Genomic DNA, 21,283 nt, shown 5'->3' with positions numbered 1-21,283 from the left:
GGCCACCGGCCCGGGGGCGCGGGTGTCCGCTACCCCAGATGCCACTTCTGGTTGGCCGCCCCCGTGCACGACCAGATCTGCGCCCGCGCCCCGTTCGCCGACGAGTTGTCCGTCACGTCGAGGCACTTGTTCGCCGCGGTGTTGACCACGTCACCGGTCGAGGCGTTGTAGGACCACTGCTGCGCGCCCGTGCCGTTGCAGTCGTAGAGCTGGACCTTGGCGCCGTCGGCGGTCGAGGCGGACGTCACGTCGAGGCACTTGCCGAGCGCCCGGACCGAGCCGTCCGCCTGCACCGTCCACTGCTGGGCCGTCGAGCCGTTGCAGTCGTAGAGCTGCACCGCCGTGCCGTTGGCGCTCGAACCGGACGCCACGTCCAGGCACTTGCCCGCGAGCCCGGTGAACGCACCGGTCTGCGCGGAGCCGCCCGAGCCCTGCGTGCCCGACCAGGTGAAGGTCGCCGACGTCTTGCCGGGGAGCGAGTAAGTGGCGTGCTGGCCGCCCCAGTTGATGGTCACCGTCTTGGCGGTGGACGCGTCGTTGTACGCGATCAGCGCCTTCGAGCCGTCCGGGTTGCGCCAGGCCACGTTCGGCACCGCATTGGAGGCCGTGGACGCGATCCGCTGCGCGCCGGGCCGGACGAACTTCGTGAGCTGGCCCATCGTGTAGTACTCGACGGTGTAGTCGACCGTGCCGCTCGCGCCGTCCCCGTTGTGCACGGTGACCAGGCCGGTGCAGGTGCCGCAGCCGCCGTTGTGCGGGCCCATGTTCTGGTCCACGGCCAGCGACCACTTGGTCACCGACTTCGCCCAGTTGCGGGTGTAGTCGATGATGTTGTTCATGTCCTCGCGCTGCTGGTTGGCGATCCAGGTGCCGCCCGAGTGCTCGGTGCCGAACGCGTCCAGCGTCGGGTACAGGTTGTGCACGGTGGTCTGCTCGGCGACGTCGCCGCCGTACCCGTGCCAGGCGATCCCGCCGAAGTTGGGGTGCGAGCGGACCGCCGCGTCGCCCACGGTCTGCGCCGCGTAGCCGTCGTAGGTGTCCCAGTTCCAGTCCAGCGCGAGCACCTTGGTGCTCAGGCCGGCCGCCTGGAGCTTGGGCAGCAGCTCGCTCTTGGTGAAGTAGGCCAGCCCGGACGCGTTCCAGCTCATCGACGGGTAGCCCGAGCAGCACGTCGGCTCGTTCTGCACGGTCACGTACTTCACCGGCACGCCCTGCGCCTGGTACGCCTGGAGATACTTCACGAAGTACGACGCGTAGGCGCCGTAGTCCTCGGCCTTCAGCCAGCCGCCGTTGAGGCTGCCGCTGTCCTTCATCCACGCCGGGGCGGTCCACGGCGACGCCATCACCGTGAGCTGCGGGTCGAGTTGGAGCGCCTGCTTCGTCAGCGGGACGACGTCCGCGAGGTCGTGCGCGATCGAGAACGAGGTGAGGTTCGGGTCGCTCGACCCGGCCGCGACGTCGTCGTACGTGTAGCCGTAGCGGGCCAGGTCGGAGGCGCCCATCGGGTTGCGCAGGAACGACAGGCCGATGCCGTCGGTGGGGGAGAACAGCTTGCGCATGGTGGCGTCCCGCGTCGTCTGCGACAGCGCGCCGCTGCTGTTCATCAGCCAGGCGGCCGTGTCGGTGAACGAGGCGCCGCCGCCGGTGAACGTCTGGTAGCGGGTGTTCTCGTCGACGGTGATGTTCTCGCCGCTGCCGCCGCTGCCGGACTGGAACGCGAACGGCGCCTGCGCCTGGAGCCCGCGCGTCACGTGCCGTCCCGCCGCGTCGTCGGTCGTCGTCAGGTACGCGGTGACCTGCTCGCCGGCCGCCTGCGCGGGCCCGGTGCCGACCGCCGTCAGCGCGGTGGTGCTCAGCAGCCCGGCCAGCAGCAGCCGGGTCAACACGCGCCTGACGCCTCTTCGTTCAGGTCCTCTCATCGTGCGCCGCCCTTCTGGGGGTGGGGGGAAGTGGGGGCGTGCGAGCGGTGAGTTAATGACGGCGGACAGGCGCCGTCAAGGGGTTCGGCGTTCATCTCTCGAACGGACAACACCCTTGAAAACAGCCGCCGTTGGTCTGTACCGGATCCGACGTGCGGTCTTGACGGGTTCGCGACACCCCAGTTAACTCACGCCGTGATCTAAGTCCCCGGCCGCGGTTCGGGAATCCGGAGCGGCGGTCCGGGAGCACGAGACGACGCACGAAGCCAGAGCTGTCGACGAACCTCAGAGTCGAGGGGAACCCATGCGCAGGCTCGACCGCCATTCCGTACGAAGAACCGCCATGCTCGCCGCCGCCGCGCTGCTGACGGGGCTGCTCCCGCTGGCCTCCGCGCACGCGGCCGAGTCCGACGACCCCGCCCCCGTGCCGGTCGACCGGTTCGAGGGCGAGGTGCCGTTCGCGGGCCAGCCCGCGGACGGCATCTTCACGTGGGGCGGTGACAGCGACGACCCGCCCACGCTGCAACTGGCGGCCCGCGACGACGCGCCCGAGGGCGACAAGGTCCTCTCCGGCACCTACGACATCAGCGGCTACGGCGGCTTCACCCACGACTTCGCGGCGGACCTGCCCGCCCACGACTGGTCCGCGCACGGCGGCATCCGGTTCTGGTGGGACGGCCAGAACACCGCCAAGAAGATCGCCTTCGAGATCAAGGACGGCGGCGCGAACGGCGAGGCCTCCGAGCTGTGGACGACGTCGTTCGCCGACGACTTCAGCGGCTGGAAGCAGATCGAGATCCCGTTCTCCGACTTCACCTACCGTACGGACTACCAGCCCGTCGGCGGCATCGACCAGGTGCTGGGCCTCACCCAGATGTGGGGCTACGCGGTCACCCTGCCGGTCGGCGCTCCCGGCCGGTTCGCGATGGACGACGTGGAGCTGTACGGCAAGGCGGACCAGTCGCTGCGCGCGAGCGTGACGACCGGCGCCCCGGTGTACCCGGTGGACGAGGGCGGCACGGCGTCCGTCAAGGTCACCGTCGCCACCACCGGGGCCGCCCCGATCGACGAGCCGGTGACGGTCGCGTACGAGACGGCGGGCGGCACCGCGGGCGCGGGCACCGACTACACGCCGGTCAGCGGCACCCTCACCTTCCCGGCCGGCACCGCCTCCGGCACCTCGCGGACGGTGCAGGTCCGCACGCTCAAGGTCAAGGCCGCCGAGGCCGCCGAGACGATCCCGCTGAAGCTGACCGTGACGGGCGCCAAGGCGCCCACCACCACACCGCAGGTCGTCATCAACGCCCACGGACTGCCGTACCTGGACGCGAAGCTGCCGGTGAAGAAGCGGGTCGCCGACCTGCTGTCCCGGATGACGCTCGCGGAGAAGATCGGGCAGACCACCCAGGCCGAACGGGCCGCGATCACCGACACCGGGGACATCTCCTCGTACGGTCTCGGCTCGCTGCTCTCCGGCGGCGGCTCCACACCGACGCCCAACACGGCCGAGGCGTGGGCCAAGATGGTCGACTCGTTCCAACTGGACGCTCGGGCAAGCCGGTTCCAGATCCCGCTGATCTACGGCGTGGACGCGGTGCACGGCCACAACAACCTGGTCGGCGCGACGATCATGCCGCACAACATCGGCATCGGCGCCACCCGTGATCCCCAACTCGCCGAGAAGACAGGGTCGGTGACCGCGAGCGAGGTGCGCGCGACCGGACCGCAGTGGGACTTCGCGCCCTGCGTCTGCGTCTCCCGCGACGAACGCTGGGGCCGCTCCTACGAGTCGTACGGCGAGGACCCGGCGCTCGTCGAGTCGCTGGAGACCGTGATCCAGGGCCTCCAGGGCGCCGCCGACGGCAGCGACCTCGACCGCAAGGACAAGGTGGTCGCCACCGCAAAGCACTTCGTCGGCGACGGCGGCACGACCTACGGCTCGTCGACGACCGGCACCTACACCCTCGACCAGGGGGTCACCACCGTCACCCGCGAGCAGCTCGACGCGATCCACCTCGCCCCGTACCAGGACGCCGTCGACCGGGGCGTGGGCACGGTCATGCCCTCGTACTCCTCGCTCGACATCGTCGGTGACGGCAAGGGCGCCGTGAAGATGCACGCCCGCGCCGACATGATCACCGGTGTGCTCAAGCAGAAGATGGGCTTCGACGGCTTCGTCATCAGCGACTACAACGCCCTCGACCAGCTGCCCGGCGACCGGGCCGCGCAGACCGAGGCGGCCGTCAACGCGGGCGTCGACATGGTGATGGTCCCGTACGCCTACAAGGACTACATCGCGGCCCTGACCGGCGACGTCGCGGCGGGCGGCGTCAGCACCGCGCGGATCGACGACGCGGTGTCGCGCATCCTGACCCAGAAGTTCAAGCTGGGCCTGTTCGAGCACCCCTACACCGACACGTCCGAGGCGTCGCGGATCGGCTCCGCCGCGCACCGGGCGGTGGCCCGGCAGGCCGCGGCCGAGTCGCAGGTGCTGCTCAAGAACCAGGGCGGCGTGCTGCCGCTGAAGAAGAACCAGAAGGTCTACGTCGCCGGTTCGAACGCCGACGACATCGGCAACCAGACCGGCGGCTGGACCGTCACCTGGCAGGGCTCGTCGGGCGCCATCACCGACGGCACCACCATCCTCCAGGGCATGCGCGACGCCGCCCCGAACGCCACGATCGACTACTCCAAGGACGCCTCGGCCGACACCTCCGGCTACGACGTGGGTGTGGTCGTCGTCGGCGAGACCCCGTACGCCGAGGGCATCGGGGACGTCGGCAACGGCAACGACCTGGTGCTGACCGCGGCCGACAGGGCAGCCGTCGACACGGTGTGCGGCGCGATGAAGTGCGCGGTGCTCGTCGTCTCCGGCCGGCCGCAGCTCGTCGGCGACCAGCTCGGCGGCATCGACGCCCTCGTGGCGTCCTGGCTGCCGGGCACCGAGGGCGACGGCGTGGCCGACGTCCTCTACGGCAGGCGGGCGTTCACCGGCCAGCTCCCGGTCACCTGGCCGAAGTCGGAGGCCCAGATCCCGATCAACGTCGGCGACAGCGCCTACGACCCGCAGTATCCGTACGGCTGGGGCCTGACGACCCTGTCCAGGGCACCCGAGGGCGGCGCGGCCACCCTCGCTGCCCTCGGTGTCGCCGCGAAGGCGGCCGAGCGGCTGAAGGCGGACGCGGCGGGCCGCGCCGCGGTCACCAGGGCCCGGCTGATCGTGCAGCAGAAGGTGGGCCAGCACATCACCGAGGCCGTGTCGAAGCCCTTCGCCGACGCGGACCATCTGCTGCTCACCGGCAAGTACGGGGCGGCGGTGACGAAGCTGATCGCGGCCTACCGCGCGGCCTGAACCGCAGCCGCGTCCGAAGCCCCTGGGAACGGGAGGGGAAGGCCCGCCGCGCACCGTGCGGCGGGCCTTCCGCTGTCCGCGGGCCCGGACACCGTGCATCGTCTGCTATATCCCTATGATCCTGATTCCGGTAGCGTCGAAACATGAAGGTCGTCATACCGGCCCGGGGCCTCGGTGCCCTGCTCGTCGCCCTCGTGGCCGCCCTGCTCTCCGTCCTCGCGGTCGGCGCCCCGCCCGCGAACGCGGCCACCGACGTCTCCACCATCGCGCAGGCCCTGCGCAAGAACCCGGTCTACGTCGCCCCCGAAGCCGCCTCGCAGCTCTCCGCCGGGGACGCGGCGGCGCTGTCCCGGCAGATCGAGAAGGCCGACAAGCCCCTGTTCATCGCCGTGCTGCCGGCCGACCAGCCGACGCAGACGATCTTCCGCGACCTGCGCGCCGCCACGGGCGTGACGGGTCTCTACGCGCTGCGGGTGGGTGACCGCTTCGACGCGCGCGCCGACTCCGTGGTGATGTCGGCGACCTCGCGGGCCAACCTGGTCTCCAGCGTCCAGGGCGAGAGCACCGCCAAGCAACTCGCCGACTTCACCGACCGGGCGCTGGCGAACATGGGCGGCTCCGCCCCCGCGAGCTGGGGCTCCTCCGGAGGCGGCGACGGCGGCGGCGGGCTGTCGGTCGGCACCCTCGTCACCGTCGGCGCCGTACTGGTGGCGGGCGGTGCGGGCGTCTACGCCGTCGGCCGCCGCAACAAGCGCCGCGCCGAGGAGCGGCAGCGGGCCGCGCTGGAGAAGCTGCGGGTGGTGGTCGACGAGGACATCACCGCGTTCGGCGAGGAGCTGGACCGGCTCGACTTCGCCCCCTCCGAACCCGGCGCCGACGACGCGATGCGCGGCGACTACGAGCACGCCCTCGACGCCTACGAACGGGCGAAGTCCGCGATGGCGGCGGCCGTGCGCCCCGAGGACGTGCGCCCCGTCACCGAGGCACTGGAGGACGGCCGCTTCTCCCTCGCGGTGCTGGCCGCCCGGCGCGGGGGCCGCCCGCTGCCCGAACGCCGGCCGCCCTGCTTCTTCGACCCGCGGCACGGTCCGTCCGTCGCCGACGCCGAGTGGACACCGCCCGGCGGGGCGCGGCGCGAGGTCCCGGTGTGCGCGGCGGACCGGGCCCGCCTCGCCGACGGGCTCGACCCGGCGGTGCGCGAGGTGGACACCGACCAGGGGCGCCGCCCGTACTGGGACGCGGGACCGGCGTACGGACCGTGGGCGGGCGGCTACTTCGGCGGCGGCCTGCTGCCGGGCCTGCTCGTCGGCACGATGCTCGGCGGCATGATGTCCGGCCCGGCGTACGGCGCCGAGTACGGCGGCGGCCACGGCGACGGCGGCTTCCAGGGCGGCGACGTCTCCGGCGGGAACTTCGACCCCGGTGACTTCGGGGGCGGCTTCGGCGGGGGAGGGGACTTCGGCGGCGGCGGCGGTGGCGGCGGGGGCGGCGACTTCGGCGGCGGGTTCTGAGTCCGCCGCCCGGCATCGCGCTCCGGTGAACGCCCGAGCGCCCGTTCCCCCGCGAGGTGCGGGCGGGAACGGGCGCTCGGGAAGCCGGGCCGTCCCGGCGGTGGCTGCGCGCGGGGCGGCGGGCGCGGCCGGCCGCGGGGCGTGCGGCGGGGGTCAGGCGTTCTTGATGGCGGAGATGTCGAAGTTCAGCTTGATCTTGTCCGAGACCAGCACGCCACCCGTCTCCAGGGCCGCGTTCCAGGTCAGGCCCCACTCGGAGCGCAGGATCACGGCCGTGCCCTCGAAGCCGACGCGCTCGTTGCCGAACGGGTCCTTGGCGGCGCCGTTGAACTCCAGGTCGATGGTGAGCGGCTTGGTGGTGCCGAGGAGCGTGAGGTCACCGGTGATCCGGTAGTCGTCGCCGACGGCCTCCGCGGAGGTCGAACGGAACGTCATCGTCGGGAACTCCTCGATCTTGAAGAAGTCCGCGCTCTTGAGGTGCCCGTCGCGGTCCGCCGAGCCGGTGTCGATGCTCTCCATCTTCACGTCGAAGGAGGCGGTGGACTTGGACGGGTCGCCACCGTCCAGGTGCAGCGTGCCCTCGAAGTCCTGGAACGAGCCCTTGACGTTGGTGACCATGGCGTGGCGGGCGACGAAACCGAGCGTGGTGTGCGCCGGGTCGACGGTGTAGTCGCCGGTCAGGGCGGTCAGTTCGGGGGCGGCGGCGGTGCTGCCGGCGGCGTCGGTGCTGTCCTTGCGGCCGAAGATACCCATGGCGTGCTCCTCAGGGGACGGGACGCGGCTCCGGTCCGAGCCGCGGCGAGCGGGATGTTGAATGTTCAATAACTCCAACGAGGAAGACCGTAGACCTATTCCATTCAACTTTCAACATCATCCGCAGGGTGTTTCCGAGATTACGGTCCGTCGTCGTCGCGCTGCGCCCGTACGATCCCACGGGGCGCCCCGCGTCACTCCATGGGTGGCATGCGCCGAACGGGAAAGTGATCCGCGTCTCAGGGGTGCTCGTTGTGGAACCCCGACAACGAAAGGACCCCCCGGGCAGTCGAAAGGGCTGCATGCCGTCGACGTTCTGTTCAGGGGTACCAGGAAAACGGCCCGGAGACTGTACGGAGTCGACGGCCCGTTTCCGGGGGTCCTCTTCGTAAGGTCGCTACATGACCGTTTTGGATGAGGCGCCGGGTGAGCCGAGGGACGCTCGCGGACGGGTGGCCGAGCTGCACGAGATCCGTGCGCAGGCCCTCGCCGGACCGAGTGAGAAGGCGACCGAGGCGCAGCACGCCAAGGGCAAGCTGACGTCCCGCGAACGCATCGAGCTGCTGCTGGACCCGGGCTCCTTCCAGGAGGTCGAGCAGTTGCGGCGGCACCGGGCGACGGGCTTCGGCCTGGAGGCCAAGCGGCCGTACACGGACGGTGTCGTCACCGGCTGGGGAACGGTCGAGGGCCGTACGGTCTTCGTCTACGCGCACGACTTCCGGATCTTCGGCGGTGCGCTGGGCGAGGCCCACGCGACGAAGATCCACAAAATCATGGACATGGCCATCGCGGCCGGTGCGCCGCTGGTCTCCCTCAACGACGGCGCCGGCGCCCGTATCCAGGAGGGCGTCTCCGCGCTCGCCGGGTACGGCGGCATCTTCCAGCGCAACACGAAGGCGTCGGGTGTCATCCCGCAGATCAGCGTGATGCTCGGCCCGTGCGCGGGCGGCGCGGCCTACAGCCCCGCCCTCACCGACTTCGTGTTCATGGTCCGCGAGACCTCGCAGATGTTCATCACCGGTCCCGACGTCGTCAAGGCGGTCACCGGCGAGGAGATCACCCAGAACGGCCTCGGCGGCGCGGACGTGCACGCCGAGACGTCGGGCGTGTGCCACTTCGCGTACGACGACGAGGAGACCTGCATCGCGGAGGTCCGCTACCTCCTGTCGCTGCTCCCGCAGAACAACCGCGAGAACCCTCCGCGCGTGGACTGCTCCGACGCGGTCGACCGCCGCTCGGACAACCTGCTCGACCTGGTGCCGGCCGACGGCAACCGCCCGTACGACATGACCAAGGTCATCGAGGAGATCGTCGACGACGGCGAGTACCTGGAGGTCCACGAGCGCTGGGCGCGGAACATCATCTGCGCGCTGGCCCGGCTCGACGGCCAGGTCGTGGGCATCGTCGCCAACCAGCCGCAGGCCCTCGCCGGCGTCCTGGACATCGAGGCCAGCGAGAAGGCCGCGCGCTTCGTCCAGATGTGCGACGCCTTCAACATCCCGATCATCACGTTCCTGGACGTCCCCGGCTTCCTGCCCGGTGTCGACCAGGAGCACGGCGGCATCATCCGGCACGGCGCGAAGCTGCTGTACGCGTACTGCAACGCCACCGTCCCGAGGATCTCGCTGATCCTGCGCAAGGCGTACGGCGGCGCGTACATCGTCATGGACAGCCAGTCCATCGGCGCCGACCTCACCTACGCGTGGCCCACCAACGAGATCGCCGTGATGGGCGCCGAGGGCGCCGCCAACGTCATCTTCCGCCGTCAGATCGCCGACGCCGAGGACCCCGAGGCCATGCGCGCGCGCATGGTCAAGGAGTACAAGTCCGAGCTGATGCACCCGTACTACGCGGCCGAGCGCGGTCTGGTCGACGACGTGATCGACCCGGCCGAGACCCGCGAGGTCCTGGTCAGGTCGCTGGCGATGCTCCAGTCCAAGCACGCCGACCTGCCCTCCCGCAAGCACGGCAACCCCCCGCAGTGACCAACGCGGCGACCCCGCGTGAACCCTCGCTGTGCGGCAACCCGGCGGACATCCGGCGCCGGGACCGCGGACACCTCATCCACGGAGACTGAGACCCATGAGCACTACTGAGATCCGCGTCGAGAAGGGCCACGCCGAGCCCGAGGAGGTCGCCGCCATCACCGCGATCCTGCTCGCCCGTGCCGCGTCCCGCCCGGCCGACGACTCCTCCGCGGCCCACGCCGCCCGCGTCCGGGCCGGCTGGCGCCGCCTGGAGCGCGAGCCCGGCTTCCGCGCCCCGCACAGCTGGCGCTGACCGCTTCGTCGCGCGCACCCGTTCCGTCCGGCCCCGTCCGCCCTCGTGGCGGGCGGGGCCGCGGCGTGTCCGGGGGCGGGCGGCGCGGTGCGCGTACGCGCGCGTACGGGCGTACGGGCGAGCCGGGGCCCCACCGGGTGTTCCCGCCCCGTTACGGCCGTCACGGCGGGCGCACACGGCCTCCGGCGCGGTGCGGGTGCGGGTGCGGCGCGGGCGGTGAACGGCGACGGCCCCCGGCTCCTCCGCGAGGGAGGAACCGGGGGCCGCCGTGTGCCGCGTACGGGCTCCGTCAGCGGAGCCGTGCCATCAACGCGTGTTCGACCAGGGTGATCAGCGCGCTCTTCGCGTCGGCGCGGTGCCGGGCGTCGGTCGTGATGATCGGGGTGTCCGGGCCGATCTGGAGCGCCTCGCGGACCTCGTCCGGCGTGTAGGGCTGGCTGCCGTCGAAGCCGTTGAGGGCGATGACGAACGGCAGCCCGCTGTTCTCGAAGTAGTCGACGGCCGGGAAGCAGTCGGCGAGGCGGCGGGTGTCGACCAGCACGATGGCGCCGATGGCGCCACGGACCAGGTCGTCCCACATGAACCAGAAGCGGTCCTGTCCGGGGGTGCCGAACAGGTACAGGATCAGGTCCTGGTCGAGCGTGATGCGACCGAAGTCCATGGCGACCGTGGTGGTCGTCTTGTCCCCGGTGTGGGTGAGGTCGTCGATGCCCGCCGAGGCGGACGTCATGACGGCCTCGGTACGCAGCGGGTTGATCTCCGACACGGCACCGACGAACGTGGTCTTGCCCACGCCGAAGCCACCCGCCACCACGATCTTCGCGGAGGTGGTGGAACGACTGGGAGAAACCGGCCCTCCGCTAGAGCTTGCGAAGTCCACTGAGCACCCTTTCGAGCAGTGTCACGTCTGGCTGGCCGCCGGCGCTGTCGTCGCCGCCGGGCTGATGGATGGCAACCAGGCCCGCTTCCGCCAGGTCGGCGACGAGGATCCTGGCCACGCCGAGAGGGATCGTCAGGAGGGCCGAGATCTCGGCCACCGACTTGATCTCCCGGCAGAGGTTGCAGATCCGCTGATGCTCGGGCAGTTGGCCCTGCATCTGATGCGGCTGCGCCGTGGTGTGCACCAGTGCCTCGATGGCGAGCTGGTACCGCGGCCTGGTGCGACCGCCCGTCATGGCGTACGGGCGGACAAGGGGGTTGTTCGTCGCCCCTGCGGGCGCCGGCTCAGGGGTGCGTCGCTGCGGCTGCACGGGCTGGATGCGCGGTGCCGACGGCTGGTCGTACGGCGCGGGGCCGGGGCCCTGCGGTGCGTACGGCTGCCGGTGGCTGGGCGTGGAGGGGAAGTTGTACCGGTTCTGCGAACCGTCGCCCTGGCCCTGGACAGGACCGTAAGGCCAGTTGCCCGAAGACGAACCGCCTGGGGGTGTTGCCACTGTTACTCCTCCTCCGACTGCCGGGCACCCGTCCCTGTGGAGCCGCGTCCCGAAACCTTACGGCCCCGGGACGTCAAAACGCACCATCTGTCTGTCAGTTGAGAAGGCTCCCCTGGAGCTCCGCGCGGAGGTCCGGTGTGAGCACTGTGCCCGCACGGTCCACGAGAAGTGCCATTTCGTACCCGATGAGGCCGATGTCCGCCTCCGGGTGTGCGAGAACCGCGAGCGACGAACCGTCGGACACGGACATGATGAAGAGGAAGCCCCGCTCCATCTCCACAACCGTCTGGTTCACGCTGCCGCCCTCGAAGATGCGCGAGGCACCGGCGGTCAGCGATGTCAGACCGGACGCGACGGCTGCCAGCTGGTCGGCACGGTCACGCGGAAAGCCTTCGGACATGGCCAGAAGGAGTCCGTCGGCGGAGACCACCACGGTGTGGGACACCCCGGGGGTGTTGTCCACGAAGTTGGTGATCAACCAGTTCAGGTTCTGTGCCGCCTGGCTCATCGGGCTCACACTAACGCTCCTGGTTGTAGGTGCTGTCAGGACCACGGTGTTCGTTCCTTGTGGCCTGGCCGTTCGTTTCACTGCCTGCGTTGCGTCCCCGCTGGACGCCCCGGCGCAGATTGCTCAACCTGCCCCGTACGTCCTCGGGGGCGCGGGAGACCTGTGGGCCGCCCTGCGGGGTCGATTCCGCGGCGCCCTCGACCAGGTTGGCCCTGGGCACCCGCCTCGGCAGACCGGACGAAGTCACCCCGCCTGCCTTGGGTTTGCGGAGCGCCGAGGCCTGCTGCCAGCGCTCGTCGTTCGCCGAACGCCAGTCGGGCTTGCCCTCGGCGTCCTCCGAGGGAGCCGGCTGCTCCTGCTGCACGGGCGCCGAACCGTTCGTCCCGCCGGCCGGGGTCGTGCCCCGGCGGGGAAGTCCGGCGTCGGTCAGCGCGTGGACGGCGGAGGGTGCCGGTCCCGGACGGTCGAAGCCTACGCGGTCCTGGTCCTGCGCGTCAGCGGGCCGAGCGGATTCCGTTTCCGGAGGGTACTCGGCCGGATAGCCGTTCTGGTAGCCGTCCGTGCGCTGCCACTCGGGCTGGTAGGGCTGTTCCTCGTAGGCCGGGAAGGACTCGGTCGCCGCGGTGCCCGCCGACGCGTGGTCCTGCTGGACCGGCTCCGCATAACCGCCCTGCTGGTAACCGTCGTTGGGGGAGAAACCGTCGCTCTGCGGCAGTTGGCCGTTCTGTGCGAAGTACGAATCCCCGTACGGCGTCTGCTGACCGTTGTCGTACGCGGTCTGCTGGTCGTAGGCCGGCTGCTGCTCCTGGTAGGCCGCCGGGGCGGGAACCTGACCGGGCTGCTGGGGCTGCTGGGGCTGCTGACCCGGCTGCGCGGCCTGGCCGTGCTGCGGCTGCTGCTGCCCGAACTCGTCCTGATAACCGCCGTTGCGGGCACCGGGCACGTCCGGCGACTGGCCCTCCAGCGCCGCCCTGCGGTTCTCCCGCATCAACGAGCGCCCGACCGGGTCGAGTTCGCGGATGTCGTCGGGGACCTCGGCGTAGCGGCTGTCGTCGAAGCCGAGTTCGGCAGCCGTGCGCGACGACTGGGCGCTGAAGTCCTCGCCCGGCAGACCCGCCTCGGGCATGATCTGCGACACCGTGAACTGGTCGGCCTGCGGGCCGTGTTCACCGCCGCCGCTGCCACCGTGGGTGATCCCGTCCGGCAGCATGACCAGCGAGGTGGTGCCGGCCCGCTCGCCCGAGGGGCGGAGCTGGACGCGGATGCCGTGCCGGTCCGCCAGGCGGCCGACCACGAACAGGCCCATGCGCTGCGAGATCGCGGCGTCCACGGTCGGCGGGTTGGCCAGCTTGTGGTTGATGTCCGCGAAGTCCTCGGCGGTCAGGCCGATTCCCTTGTCGTGGATCTCCGTCATGATCCGGCCGTCGGGCAGCCGGGTCGCGGTCACCCTGACCTTGGTCTGCGGGGAGGAGAACGTGGTCGCGTTCTCCAGCAGCTCGGCGAGCAGGTGCACGAGGTCGGTCACGGCGCGGCCGTGGATCTCGGCCTCGGGCACGCCCGACAGCTCGATGCGCTCGTACTGCTCCACCTCGGAGGAGGCGGCCCGCAGCACGTCGACCAGCGGTACGGGCTGGTCCCAGCGGCGGCCGGGCTCCTCACCGGCGAGGACGAGGAGGTTCTCGCCGTTGCGCCGCATGCGGGTCGCGAGGTGGTCGAGCTTGAACAGGTTCTCCAGCTGGTCCGGGTCGGCCTCGTTGTTCTCCAGGCCGGTGATCAGCGTCAACTGGCCTTCGATGAGGGACTGGTTGCGGCGGGAGAGGTTCGTGAAGATCGCGTTGATGTTGCCGCGCAGCAGCGCCTGTTCGGCGGCCAGCCGGACGGCCTCGCGGTGCACCTGGTCGAAGGCGCGGGCCACTTCGCCGATCTCGTCCGTGGTCGTGATCGGGATCGGCGCCACCCGGGTGTCCACCCGGCCGGGGTCGGTGCGCGAGAGCTGGTCGACCAGCATCGGCAGCCGCTGCTCGGCGATGGAGAAGGCGGCACCGCGCAGCCGGCGCATCGCGCGGCTCATCTGCCGTGCGACCAGCGCGGCCAGCACGAACGCGGCGAGCAGCGCGACGACGACGGCGGCACCGGTGATGATGGCCGACCGCTTGGCGTCGTCGGCGATACCGGTGGCCTGGTCCACGGCCTTGGCGGACATGTCCGACTGGATCTTGCGGTACGCCTCGTACTTGAGGGTGTTGACCGCCCACCAGTTGTCCGCGGTGATGCCCTGCGTGGCCAGTGCGGTCCGGGCGCTCTCGTCCGTGCTCGGCAGGGTGGCCAGCGCGGACACCATCTGCGTCGGGTCGGACGGCGGGGCCTTGTAGCCGGGGTCCTTGGCGGCGGCCTCCGCGGCCTGCGCCTTCGCCTGTGCGGTGACCTTCTTCTGCGCCGCGGCCAGCTTCGCCGCGTCGGCGTCGGTGCCACCGCCCAGGTACTCCTCCAGGGCGATGCGCTCCAGGTAGGCGTACGAGGAGAGCGCGACGCGCTGGCTGGCGAGACTGCCCTCGCCGGGACCGGGCTTGATCAACAGGTGCATGCCGATGGAGCGTTCCAGCGACAGGGCGGCCTCGGTCAGCGACATCGCGTAGACGGTCCGGCCGTAGCTGGTGATGTTGCCGGTACCCAGGCCCAGTTCGTTGGCGAACTCCATCAGGGGGTGCGCGACCTCGACGTAACCCTCTTCGGTCTTCACCCCGCTGAGCTTGGAGGTGTACGCGATGGCGCGCAGGGTCTGGAGCTCGGGCTCCGCCTGGCGGAACAGCTTCAGCCGGCGTTCCAGGCCCGAGGTGTGCGGCATGTTCTGGGCCGCCCGGTCGAAGGCGTCCGCCGCCTTGTCGGTGGCCTTGCGGGCGTCCTGGACCGTGGAGTCCTTCTGCCCCTTGCCCTGGAGCAGGGGCGCGGCACTGACGTCACGCTCGTTGTAGAGCGCGTCGGCGTAGCCGAGGGAGGCGCGCACCAGTCGTGCGGTGCTCGCCGCGTCCTCGGCCTGCTGCCAGGTGTCGAACGAACTGCGCACCTGGAAACCGCCCATGACCAGACCGACGGCCACGGGGATGAGCAGGATCGCGTTGAGCCTCGTCCGTACCCGCCAGTTGCGGGGGGCGAACCGGCTGCCGCTCGGAGCGGGCGCCGACGCGGGCTCGCTGCCCGGTACCTGTGCGGTCGCCTCCCCGCGCGGCGGCGGGGTGAAGTTGCCCCGGGCCGACGGCTCGGGACCGTTCGTGCTTCGCCTCACTCGACCAACAACCTCTCGGCGGTCGGCACCTTCGTCGTGCCGCAGTGTCTCAGAGCCCAGTACGCCTTGACCGTTCAGTCACTCATTACGTCCTTGACCTTTGGGCAGTTCAGGCATTCCAGCACGTCAGCATGCGCACTTCCAAACACCGGAAACGGCCGAATCCGTGTGACGCACGGCCCGGATAAAACGGTCATAAAGAGCGAGCCCCGCCAAAAGGCGGGGCCGAGTTGAGCGCAGTGGCACCGGGCGACCGCGACGCGTGGCGACCGCTCGGCATTCCTGTTCCGAAACGTTATGAACACCGCTGGCCGACCGTGTCCCAGGACACAGCCGGCCGATCGGCGCCTACGACAACTACCGTATGGCAGCGTCGACTTGAGTACTACCGCAAACGTGCCATCAACGCGTGCTCGACGAGCGTGATCAGCGCGCTCTTCGCGTCGGCCCGGTGACGCGCGTCGGTGGTGATGATGGGCGCGGCAGGTCCGATCTGGAGTGCCTCGCGGACCTCGTCCGGCGTGTACGGCTGGTGGCCGTCGAAGCCGTTGAGCGCGATGACGAACGGCAGCCCGCTGTTCTCGAAGTAGTCGACCGCGGGGAAGCAGTCGGCGAGACGGCGGGTGTCGACCAGGACGACGGCGCCGATCGCGCCGCGCACCAGGTCGTCCCACATGAACCAGAAGCGGTCCTGTCCGGGGGTGCCGAACAGGTACAGGATCAGGTCCTGGTCGAGCGTGATGCGGCCGAAGTCCATCGCCACCGTGGTGGTGGTCTTGTCCCCGGTGTGCGTGAGGTCGTCGATGCCCGCCGAGGCGGACGTCATGACGGCCTCGGTGCGCAGCGGATTGATCTCCGAGACCGCGCCGACGAACGTGGTTTTCCCCACGCCGAAGCCGCCCGCCACCACGATCTTCGCGGAGGTGGTCGCCCGGCCTCCGTCAGAGCTTGCGAAGTCCACTGAGCACCCTTTCGAGCAAAGTCACGTCCGGCGCGCCGCCGTTGCTTTCGTCGCCGCCCGGCTGGTGGATGGCGACAAGGCCCGCCTCCGCCAGGTCGGCGACCAGGATCCTGGCCACACCGAGCGGCATGGACAGCAGTGCCGACACCTCGGCGACAGACTTCACCTCACGGCACAGGTGGCAGATGCGCTGGTGCTCCGGAAGCAGGCCCATCAGCGCCGCCGGGTCGGCCGTGGTGCTGATCAGGGCCTCGATGGCCAGCTGGTAGCGCGGCCTGGTCCGGCCACCGGTCATCGCGTACGGACGTACCAGAGGCTGGTCGCCCTCGTCTCCGTACGATTCTGCGTACGGATCATGAGAGGCGGGGGGCGGTGTCATGGATCCTCCGGGCGGGACAGCAAGTCGGTCGGTCGTGCCGTCTGACTGGCCGGTGGGGGGATTGTGTCGGCCTGACGGTGATGTGGTGAGGTCGGTAGAACCTGAGCCGGTCAGTGGAGCAGACTGCCTTGGAGCTCGGCACGAAGATCGGGCGTGAGCACCGCTCCGGCACGGTCGACGAGGAGGGCCATCTCGTAGCCGACGAGGCCGATGTCGCACTCGGGGTGTGCGAGCACGGCCAGCGACGAGCCGTCCGAGATGGACATGAGGAAGAGGAAGCCGCGCTCCATCTCCACGACCGTCTGCGCCACGGTGCCGCCCTCGAAGATCCGGGAGGCCCCGGCCGTCAACGAGGTCAGACCGGACGCGACGGCCGCGAGCTGATCGGCGCGGTCCCGCGGAAACCCTTCGGACATGGCCAGAAGGAGACCGTCCGCGGACACCACGACGGTGTGGGACACACCTGGCGTGTTGTCCACGAAGTTGGTGATCAACCAGTTCAGGTTCTGTGCCGCCTGGCTCATCGGACTCAACTAACGCTCCTGCTGGTGAGTGGGGCTGCTGAAGCTGCCCGTCTGGCTGGACGGGCCCGCACTGCGGCCCTGTGCGATACCCCGACGCAGATTGGTCAGCCGTCCGCGCACGTCGTCGGGCGCTCGGGAGACCTGGGGTCCGGTCGGTTGCGGCTGCTGCTGTGCGGCCCCGGGCACGAGGTTGGCCCGGGGGACCCGGCGGGGCAGGCCCGAGGTGGTGACGCCGCCCGCGGCAGGCTGCCGTGCGCGCTCGGCCTGGCGGCCGAGTTCGTCGTTGGGGGAGGTGCGCCACGTGGTGGTGGCCGGCCGCTGGGCCTCGGGTGAGGCCTGCGGCTGCTGGGGGGTGGTGGTGGCCGGGGCCGGCGCCGGAGCACCGGTGGGCCGGCCGTCGCCGCCGCCCGCGCCCGCCACGCCGCGGAACCAGTTGGTCTCCAGCGTGTCGAACAGCGGGGTGCGGCCGTCGCCCGGACCGGCCGGCGGCAGCGCCTCGGGCTCGCGCTGCGCGGGCTGGCGCTGCTGCGGGACCGGGACGCGCGGGCCGTTGTAGCCGCCGCCGTTGGTGCCGCCGTTTCCGTTGCCGACCTGCGGGCGCTCGAACTGCCCGGTGGAGGAGGGGTCCTGACGGTTCGGCAGCGCGTGCTGGCCGGTCGACTGGCTGTCGTAGCCCTGCTGACCGGCGAACTGACCGTTATTCGCCTGGTCGTTGCGCCGTCCGTTGGTGAACTGGCCCTGGTTTCCGGGCTGGTTCGACACCGCCGGGAACTGGCCGGTGGACGACGGGTCGGTGCTCACCGCGGGGAACTGACCGGTGGAGGCCGCGTCCCGCCCGGCGTAGCCGCCGTTCGCGTTGCGGTCCTGGTACTGGCCGCCGCCGAGCGGGTCGGCGTACTGGCCCTGCTGCTGGTACTGGCCCTGGTCGCCGTACTGCTGACCCTGGCCCTGGCCCTGCTGCGGGCCCTGATTGCCGTACTGGTTGGCCGCGGGACCGCGGTCGTTGTTGCGCTGCGGGTTGAACAGGCCCTGCCCCGAGGGGCGTTCGCCCTGTCCGTTGCCGCCGAAGACGTCCTGGCGGACGTAACCGCCGCCCTGCGACTGCGGGTTCTGCGGCGGAGTCGCGCCGGGGCGCGGCCCGTCGAAGTCGGGACGCTGGAACTCGGCCGTCGCGGCCGGGCCCTGGCGGTCGTCGATCCGCGGTATCTCGGAGGTCGACCCCGGACCCTGCCGGTCGTCGATGCGCGGCATGCGGGCCGTCTGCGAGGCGTCCGGCTCCTCGTGACCGCGCGGCACGTCCAGCGCGTCGCGTCCGGCCGGACCCTGACGGCTGTCGACCGCCCAGTCCGCGGCCTGCGGCTGCGGGTTGCCGCCGGGCAGTTCCGCCCGGGGGCCGCCGCGCGGCGGCAACTGCGGCTGGCGTCCGCCCTGTTCGAACATGTCCTGGGCACGCGGCGGACCCGACCGGCGGCCGCCCTGCGGCGCCGCGTCGAAGGCGCCCGCGCCGCCGCCGGCGTTGCCGAAGGCGTCGCGCCGGCCCTGGCCGTCGTCGAAGTTCTGCGGGGCGCCCGGCGCCTGCCCGAACGCGGAGACGTCCGGGGCCTGACCGCCCTGCTGGGGGTTCTGGCCGGGCGGGAAGGAACCGCCGGGAGCACCCGGACGGCCGCCCCCGTCACGGCCGGGCAGCGCGGCCCGGGGACCGGGAGCGGCACCGACCTGGCCGCGCGGCGGGGCACCGGCGCCGAGCAGTCCGGCACCGCCCGGCGCGGAGGCGCCGGCGCCGAGGGCCGCGCCCTGCTGGGCGTTGCGGCGGGCGGCGGCGGCACCGGCGGCGGCCTGCGCCGCGGCGGGGCCGCCGGAGCCGGCGCCCTTGCCGGGAGCCGGCTTGGCGCCGCCCTGGGCGACGTCGACCGGCAGCATGACCAGCGCGGTCGTGCCGCCGGAGTCGGACGGGCGGAGCTGGATGCGGATGCCGTGGCGCTGCGACAGGCGGCCGACCACGAACAGACCCATGCGGCGGGAGACGGAGACGTCCACGGTCGGCGGTGACGCGAGCCGCTCGTTGATCGCGGCGAGGTCCTCGGGGGAGAGGCCGATGCCGGTGTCGTGGATCTCGATCAGCACCCGCCCGTCGGGCAGTGCGTGACCGGTGACCTTGACCTTGGTCTGCGGGGAGGAGAACGACGTGGCGTTCTCCAGCAGCTCGGCGAGCAGGTGGACGAGGTCGTTGACGACGCGGCCGGCGACCTGGGTCGTCGGCACCGCGGCGAGCTCGATGCGCTCGTACTGCTCCACCTCGGACGCGGCGGCGCGCAGCACGTCGACCAGCGGGACCGGGCGGGTCCACCGGCGGCCGGGCTCCTCACCGGCGAGGACCAGCAGGTTCTCACCGTTGCGGCGCATGCGGGTCGCGAGGTGGTCGAGCTTGAACAGCGAGGAGAGCTGGTCCGGGTCGGCCTCGCGGGACTCCAGTTCGGAGATGAGCGAGAGCTGGCGCTGGATCAGACCCTGGGAGCGGCGCGAGAGGTTGGTGAACATCGCGTTGACGTTGCCCCGCAGCAGGGCCTGCTCGGCGGCGAGGCGGACCGCCTCGCGGTGCACGTCGTCGAAGGCCGCGGCCACCTGGCCGATCTCGTCCCGGGAGTGCACACCGACCGACTCGACGGAGGTGTCGACGTCCTGCGGGTCCGACTCGGAGAGCTGGGCGACCAGTTCGGGCAGCCGGTCCTGGGCGACGCGGGTGGCCGTCTCCTGGAGGCGGCGCAGCGAGCGGATCATCGACCGGGCCACGACGAAGGCGCCGACGAGCGAGACGCCGAGCACGAGCAGGACCAGCGCACCGGAGATGATCGCCTCGCGCTCGGAGGCGCTGCGCAGCTCGCGGGCCTTCTGTTCCATCTCCTCGAGCAGCGTGTGCTCGATGTTCTTCATCTGGGTGATCTTGGTGGTGCTGTCGTCCAGCCAGTCGCGGTAGGAGCGCTTGTCCAGCGACTTCAGACCGTTCTGCTGGTCCAGCACGCGCTTGGCGTAGACGTCGGAGGCCTCGATCGTCGGGTTGCCCTCGTCGATCGGCTTGATGAGCTCCTCGGCGCCGTCGCCGTAGATGTTGCGGAAGCTGTTGAGGTCCGAGGTCTGGCTCTCCAGGGCCGACTCGGCGTACAGCCGGTCGTTGTCCGAGAGGTCGCCGAACGTCGTGTTGTTGTCGGGCAGCGCCGCGGCGATGACCGCTCGCTGCACGGACGCGTACTCCTTGGCCGACGAGAACGCCGACAGGGCGCGGGTGCGCTGGATCATCTCGGGGTTGCTGGTCGCCTCGGCCATGTCCTGGGAGAGGCCGAGCAGGTCCGTGATGAGCCGGTGGTAACCCTCGACGGTCTGGGTCGAGTTGCCCTTCGAGCTGTACGCGGCGGTACGGATCTTGTTGAGTCCGTTGAGCTCGCTGGCCAGGCCGACGAGGCTGTCGCGCACGCCCTGGAGGTTGCCGTCCTTGCTGGCGCTGTCGACCTCCTCGGACGCGTTGAGGAAGTTGTCGCGGGCCCGGTCGGTCTTCGTCCGGTACAGCTTGACCGTGTAGTCGGTGGCCGTGGCGCCGTGCGACAGCGGACCGGCCGACTTGTCGCGCTCGTCCTGGAGCGCGGCGGCCAGCTCGGTGGCCTGCTTGGTCATGTCCGTCAGCAGCTTCATGTTGTCGAGCTGCTGGATGTCGTCCATGGAGTCGCTGATGCGCAGCGCGCCCAGCGAGGTGGCCGCGACCACCGGGAGCGCGAGCAGCGACACCAGGCGCGTGGAGATGCGCCAGTTGCGCAGCGCGACCCGGGAGCCGGGGCCCTGCGGGTTCGCCGCGGTCCGCGCGGCCGGCTGGGCGGCGGGCGGCTTGGGGGTCGCCGAGGTGCCGGACCGGCCGGCGCGCTCACCGCCCTCGCCGGACTGCGCCTCTCCCGGTTCCGGGTTCTGGGCGTGCTGGGGCGAGGAACCGCGGTCGGTCCCGCCGTGCGGCTCCGGCTCTGCCGAAGCGCTGCCATCCCTCTTGAAACGTCCCTGCACTAGCGTCGCAACCTCTGGACCAGGCGCCCCTCCGGGTAAACGGAAGGACGGTGTCGGCGTCGTAGGGAGCGCCCTGAATGCGCCCCCCTGTTGGTCGTGAGTGACCGGCGCTGGCTTCCCCTCCCGCCGCCTTGCGGCGCTGTGTCGCGCCCCCAGCGCGCCGGGATCCGTCCTGCGGCGGTCCGTGGAATTCCAGCACAGTGCCGGATCTCCCAACAAGGCCCATGGGCCAGGCTGTGACCTGTGTGACTGCCCGTGATGGACGTGTCACGAGATGTTGAAATCGTTCTGGTGCATACCGGACCTATCCCGACGATCTCGTAACCCTCGCAGCCT

The 21,283-nt window shown here is 71.1% G+C and carries 14 protein-coding genes; 4 read left to right on the top strand and 10 right to left on the bottom strand.

The genetic code is table 11. The annotated features are described in order from the left end of the window. Positions 1-29 precede the first annotated feature (29 nt). Complete coding sequence (locus ACFZA0_RS21410) at positions 30-1,919, bottom strand: ricin-type beta-trefoil lectin domain protein (RefSeq protein ID WP_391019195.1); 1,890 nt, start codon at positions 1,917-1,919, stop codon at positions 30-32. Between the two features lie 304 nt (positions 1,920-2,223). Here ACFZA0_RS21410 and ACFZA0_RS21405 point away from each other — a divergent pair, with 304 nt between their 5' ends. Next, entirely contained in the window at positions 2,224-5,271 is a 3,048-nt protein-coding gene (locus tag ACFZA0_RS21405) for a glycoside hydrolase family 3 N-terminal domain-containing protein (RefSeq protein WP_391019193.1), read from the top strand. A 143-nt stretch (positions 5,272-5,414) separates the two neighbouring features. Next, positions 5,415-6,782, top strand: coding sequence for a hypothetical protein (locus ACFZA0_RS21400; RefSeq protein ID WP_391019190.1), 1,368 nt, complete (start codon positions 5,415-5,417; stop codon positions 6,780-6,782). A 153-nt stretch (positions 6,783-6,935) separates the two neighbouring features. On the opposite strand, the gene ACFZA0_RS21395 is transcribed toward ACFZA0_RS21400, so the two are convergent. After that, positions 6,936-7,535, bottom strand: a complete 600-nt coding sequence (locus ACFZA0_RS21395) for a YceI family protein (RefSeq protein ID WP_391019178.1) — start codon at positions 7,533-7,535, stop codon at positions 6,936-6,938. A 401-nt stretch (positions 7,536-7,936) separates the two neighbouring features. Between ACFZA0_RS21395 and ACFZA0_RS21390 the strand changes: the two genes are divergently transcribed. Next, a complete protein-coding gene (locus tag ACFZA0_RS21390) occupies positions 7,937-9,520 on the top strand; it encodes a carboxyl transferase domain-containing protein (protein WP_391019175.1) in 1,584 nt (527 codons plus the stop codon). A 97-nt stretch (positions 9,521-9,617) separates the two neighbouring features. Then, on the top strand, positions 9,618-9,815 hold the full coding sequence (locus ACFZA0_RS21385) for an acyl-CoA carboxylase epsilon subunit (protein ID WP_391019172.1): 198 nt from the start codon (positions 9,618-9,620) through the stop codon (positions 9,813-9,815). 289 nt (positions 9,816-10,104) lie between these two features. On the opposite strand, the gene ACFZA0_RS21380 is transcribed toward ACFZA0_RS21385, so the two are convergent. From ACFZA0_RS21380 to ACFZA0_RS21345, 8 genes are all read right to left on the bottom strand, one after another. Then, entirely contained in the window at positions 10,105-10,695 is a 591-nt protein-coding gene (locus tag ACFZA0_RS21380; protein WP_391019169.1) for an ATP/GTP-binding protein, read from the bottom strand. Continuing rightward, positions 10,676-11,248, bottom strand: coding sequence for a DUF742 domain-containing protein (locus ACFZA0_RS21375; RefSeq protein WP_391019166.1), 573 nt, complete (start codon positions 11,246-11,248; stop codon positions 10,676-10,678). Before ACFZA0_RS21375 ends, ACFZA0_RS21380 begins: the two co-directional genes overlap by 20 nt. 94 nt (positions 11,249-11,342) lie before the next feature. Continuing rightward, positions 11,343-11,756, bottom strand: a complete 414-nt coding sequence (locus ACFZA0_RS21370; RefSeq protein WP_005479603.1) for a roadblock/LC7 domain-containing protein — start codon at positions 11,754-11,756, stop codon at positions 11,343-11,345. 10 nt (positions 11,757-11,766) lie between these two features. Further along, entirely contained in the window at positions 11,767-15,039 is a 3,273-nt protein-coding gene (locus ACFZA0_RS21365; RefSeq protein WP_391019163.1) for a nitrate- and nitrite sensing domain-containing protein, read from the bottom strand. A 385-nt stretch (positions 15,040-15,424) separates the two neighbouring features. After that, the gene (locus tag ACFZA0_RS21360) at positions 15,425-16,000 is read right to left on the bottom strand and encodes an ATP/GTP-binding protein (protein ID WP_391019161.1); all 576 of its coding nucleotides are present in this window, start codon (positions 15,998-16,000) and stop codon (positions 15,425-15,427) included. Next, positions 15,981-16,379: a DUF742 domain-containing protein gene (locus ACFZA0_RS21355; protein ID WP_391019159.1), complete on the bottom strand. Its 399-nt coding sequence runs from the start codon at positions 16,377-16,379 to the stop codon at positions 15,981-15,983. The genes ACFZA0_RS21360 and ACFZA0_RS21355 overlap by 20 nt, the downstream gene beginning before the upstream one ends. Positions 16,380-16,489: 110 nt before the next feature. Further along, positions 16,490-16,903, bottom strand: a complete 414-nt coding sequence (locus ACFZA0_RS21350) for a roadblock/LC7 domain-containing protein (protein ID WP_037654657.1) — start codon at positions 16,901-16,903, stop codon at positions 16,490-16,492. Positions 16,904-16,912: 9 nt separating this feature from the next. Next, positions 16,913-20,947 (bottom strand): nitrate- and nitrite sensing domain-containing protein, encoded by a 4,035-nt coding sequence (locus ACFZA0_RS21345; RefSeq protein ID WP_391019156.1) that lies wholly within the window; start codon positions 20,945-20,947, stop codon positions 16,913-16,915. Positions 20,948-21,283 lie beyond the last annotated feature (336 nt).

It is taken from the genome of Streptomyces sp. NPDC008150 (assembly GCF_042956945.1).
Lineage (GTDB): Bacteria > Actinomycetota > Actinomycetes > Streptomycetales > Streptomycetaceae > Streptomyces.
This window is presented reverse-complemented; position numbering and strand designations above follow the sequence as displayed.

What these genes read in the sequence shown, in the direction of transcription:
- ACFZA0_RS21400 (WP_391019190.1), top strand. Translation starts at nt 5,415, where the DNA reads ATGAAGGTCGTCATACCGGCCCGGGGCCTCGGTGCCCTGCTCGTCGCC.
- ACFZA0_RS21350 (WP_037654657.1), bottom strand. Translation starts at nt 16,903, where the DNA reads ATGAGCCAGGCGGCACAGAACCTGAACTGGTTGATCACCAACTTCGTG.
- ACFZA0_RS21370 (WP_005479603.1), bottom strand. Translation starts at nt 11,756, where the DNA reads ATGAGCCAGGCGGCACAGAACCTGAACTGGTTGATCACCAACTTCGTG.
- ACFZA0_RS21405 (WP_391019193.1), top strand. Translation starts at nt 2,224, where the DNA reads ATGCGCAGGCTCGACCGCCATTCCGTACGAAGAACCGCCATGCTCGCC.
- ACFZA0_RS21410 (WP_391019195.1), bottom strand. Translation starts at nt 1,919, where the DNA reads ATGAGAGGACCTGAACGAAGAGGCGTCAGGCGCGTGTTGACCCGGCTG.
- ACFZA0_RS21355 (WP_391019159.1), bottom strand. Translation starts at nt 16,379, where the DNA reads ATGACACCGCCCCCCGCCTCTCATGATCCGTACGCAGAATCGTACGGA.
- ACFZA0_RS21385 (WP_391019172.1), top strand. Translation starts at nt 9,618, where the DNA reads ATGAGCACTACTGAGATCCGCGTCGAGAAGGGCCACGCCGAGCCCGAG.
- ACFZA0_RS21395 (WP_391019178.1), bottom strand. Translation starts at nt 7,535, where the DNA reads ATGGGTATCTTCGGCCGCAAGGACAGCACCGACGCCGCCGGCAGCACC.
- ACFZA0_RS21390 (WP_391019175.1), top strand. Translation starts at nt 7,937, where the DNA reads ATGACCGTTTTGGATGAGGCGCCGGGTGAGCCGAGGGACGCTCGCGGA.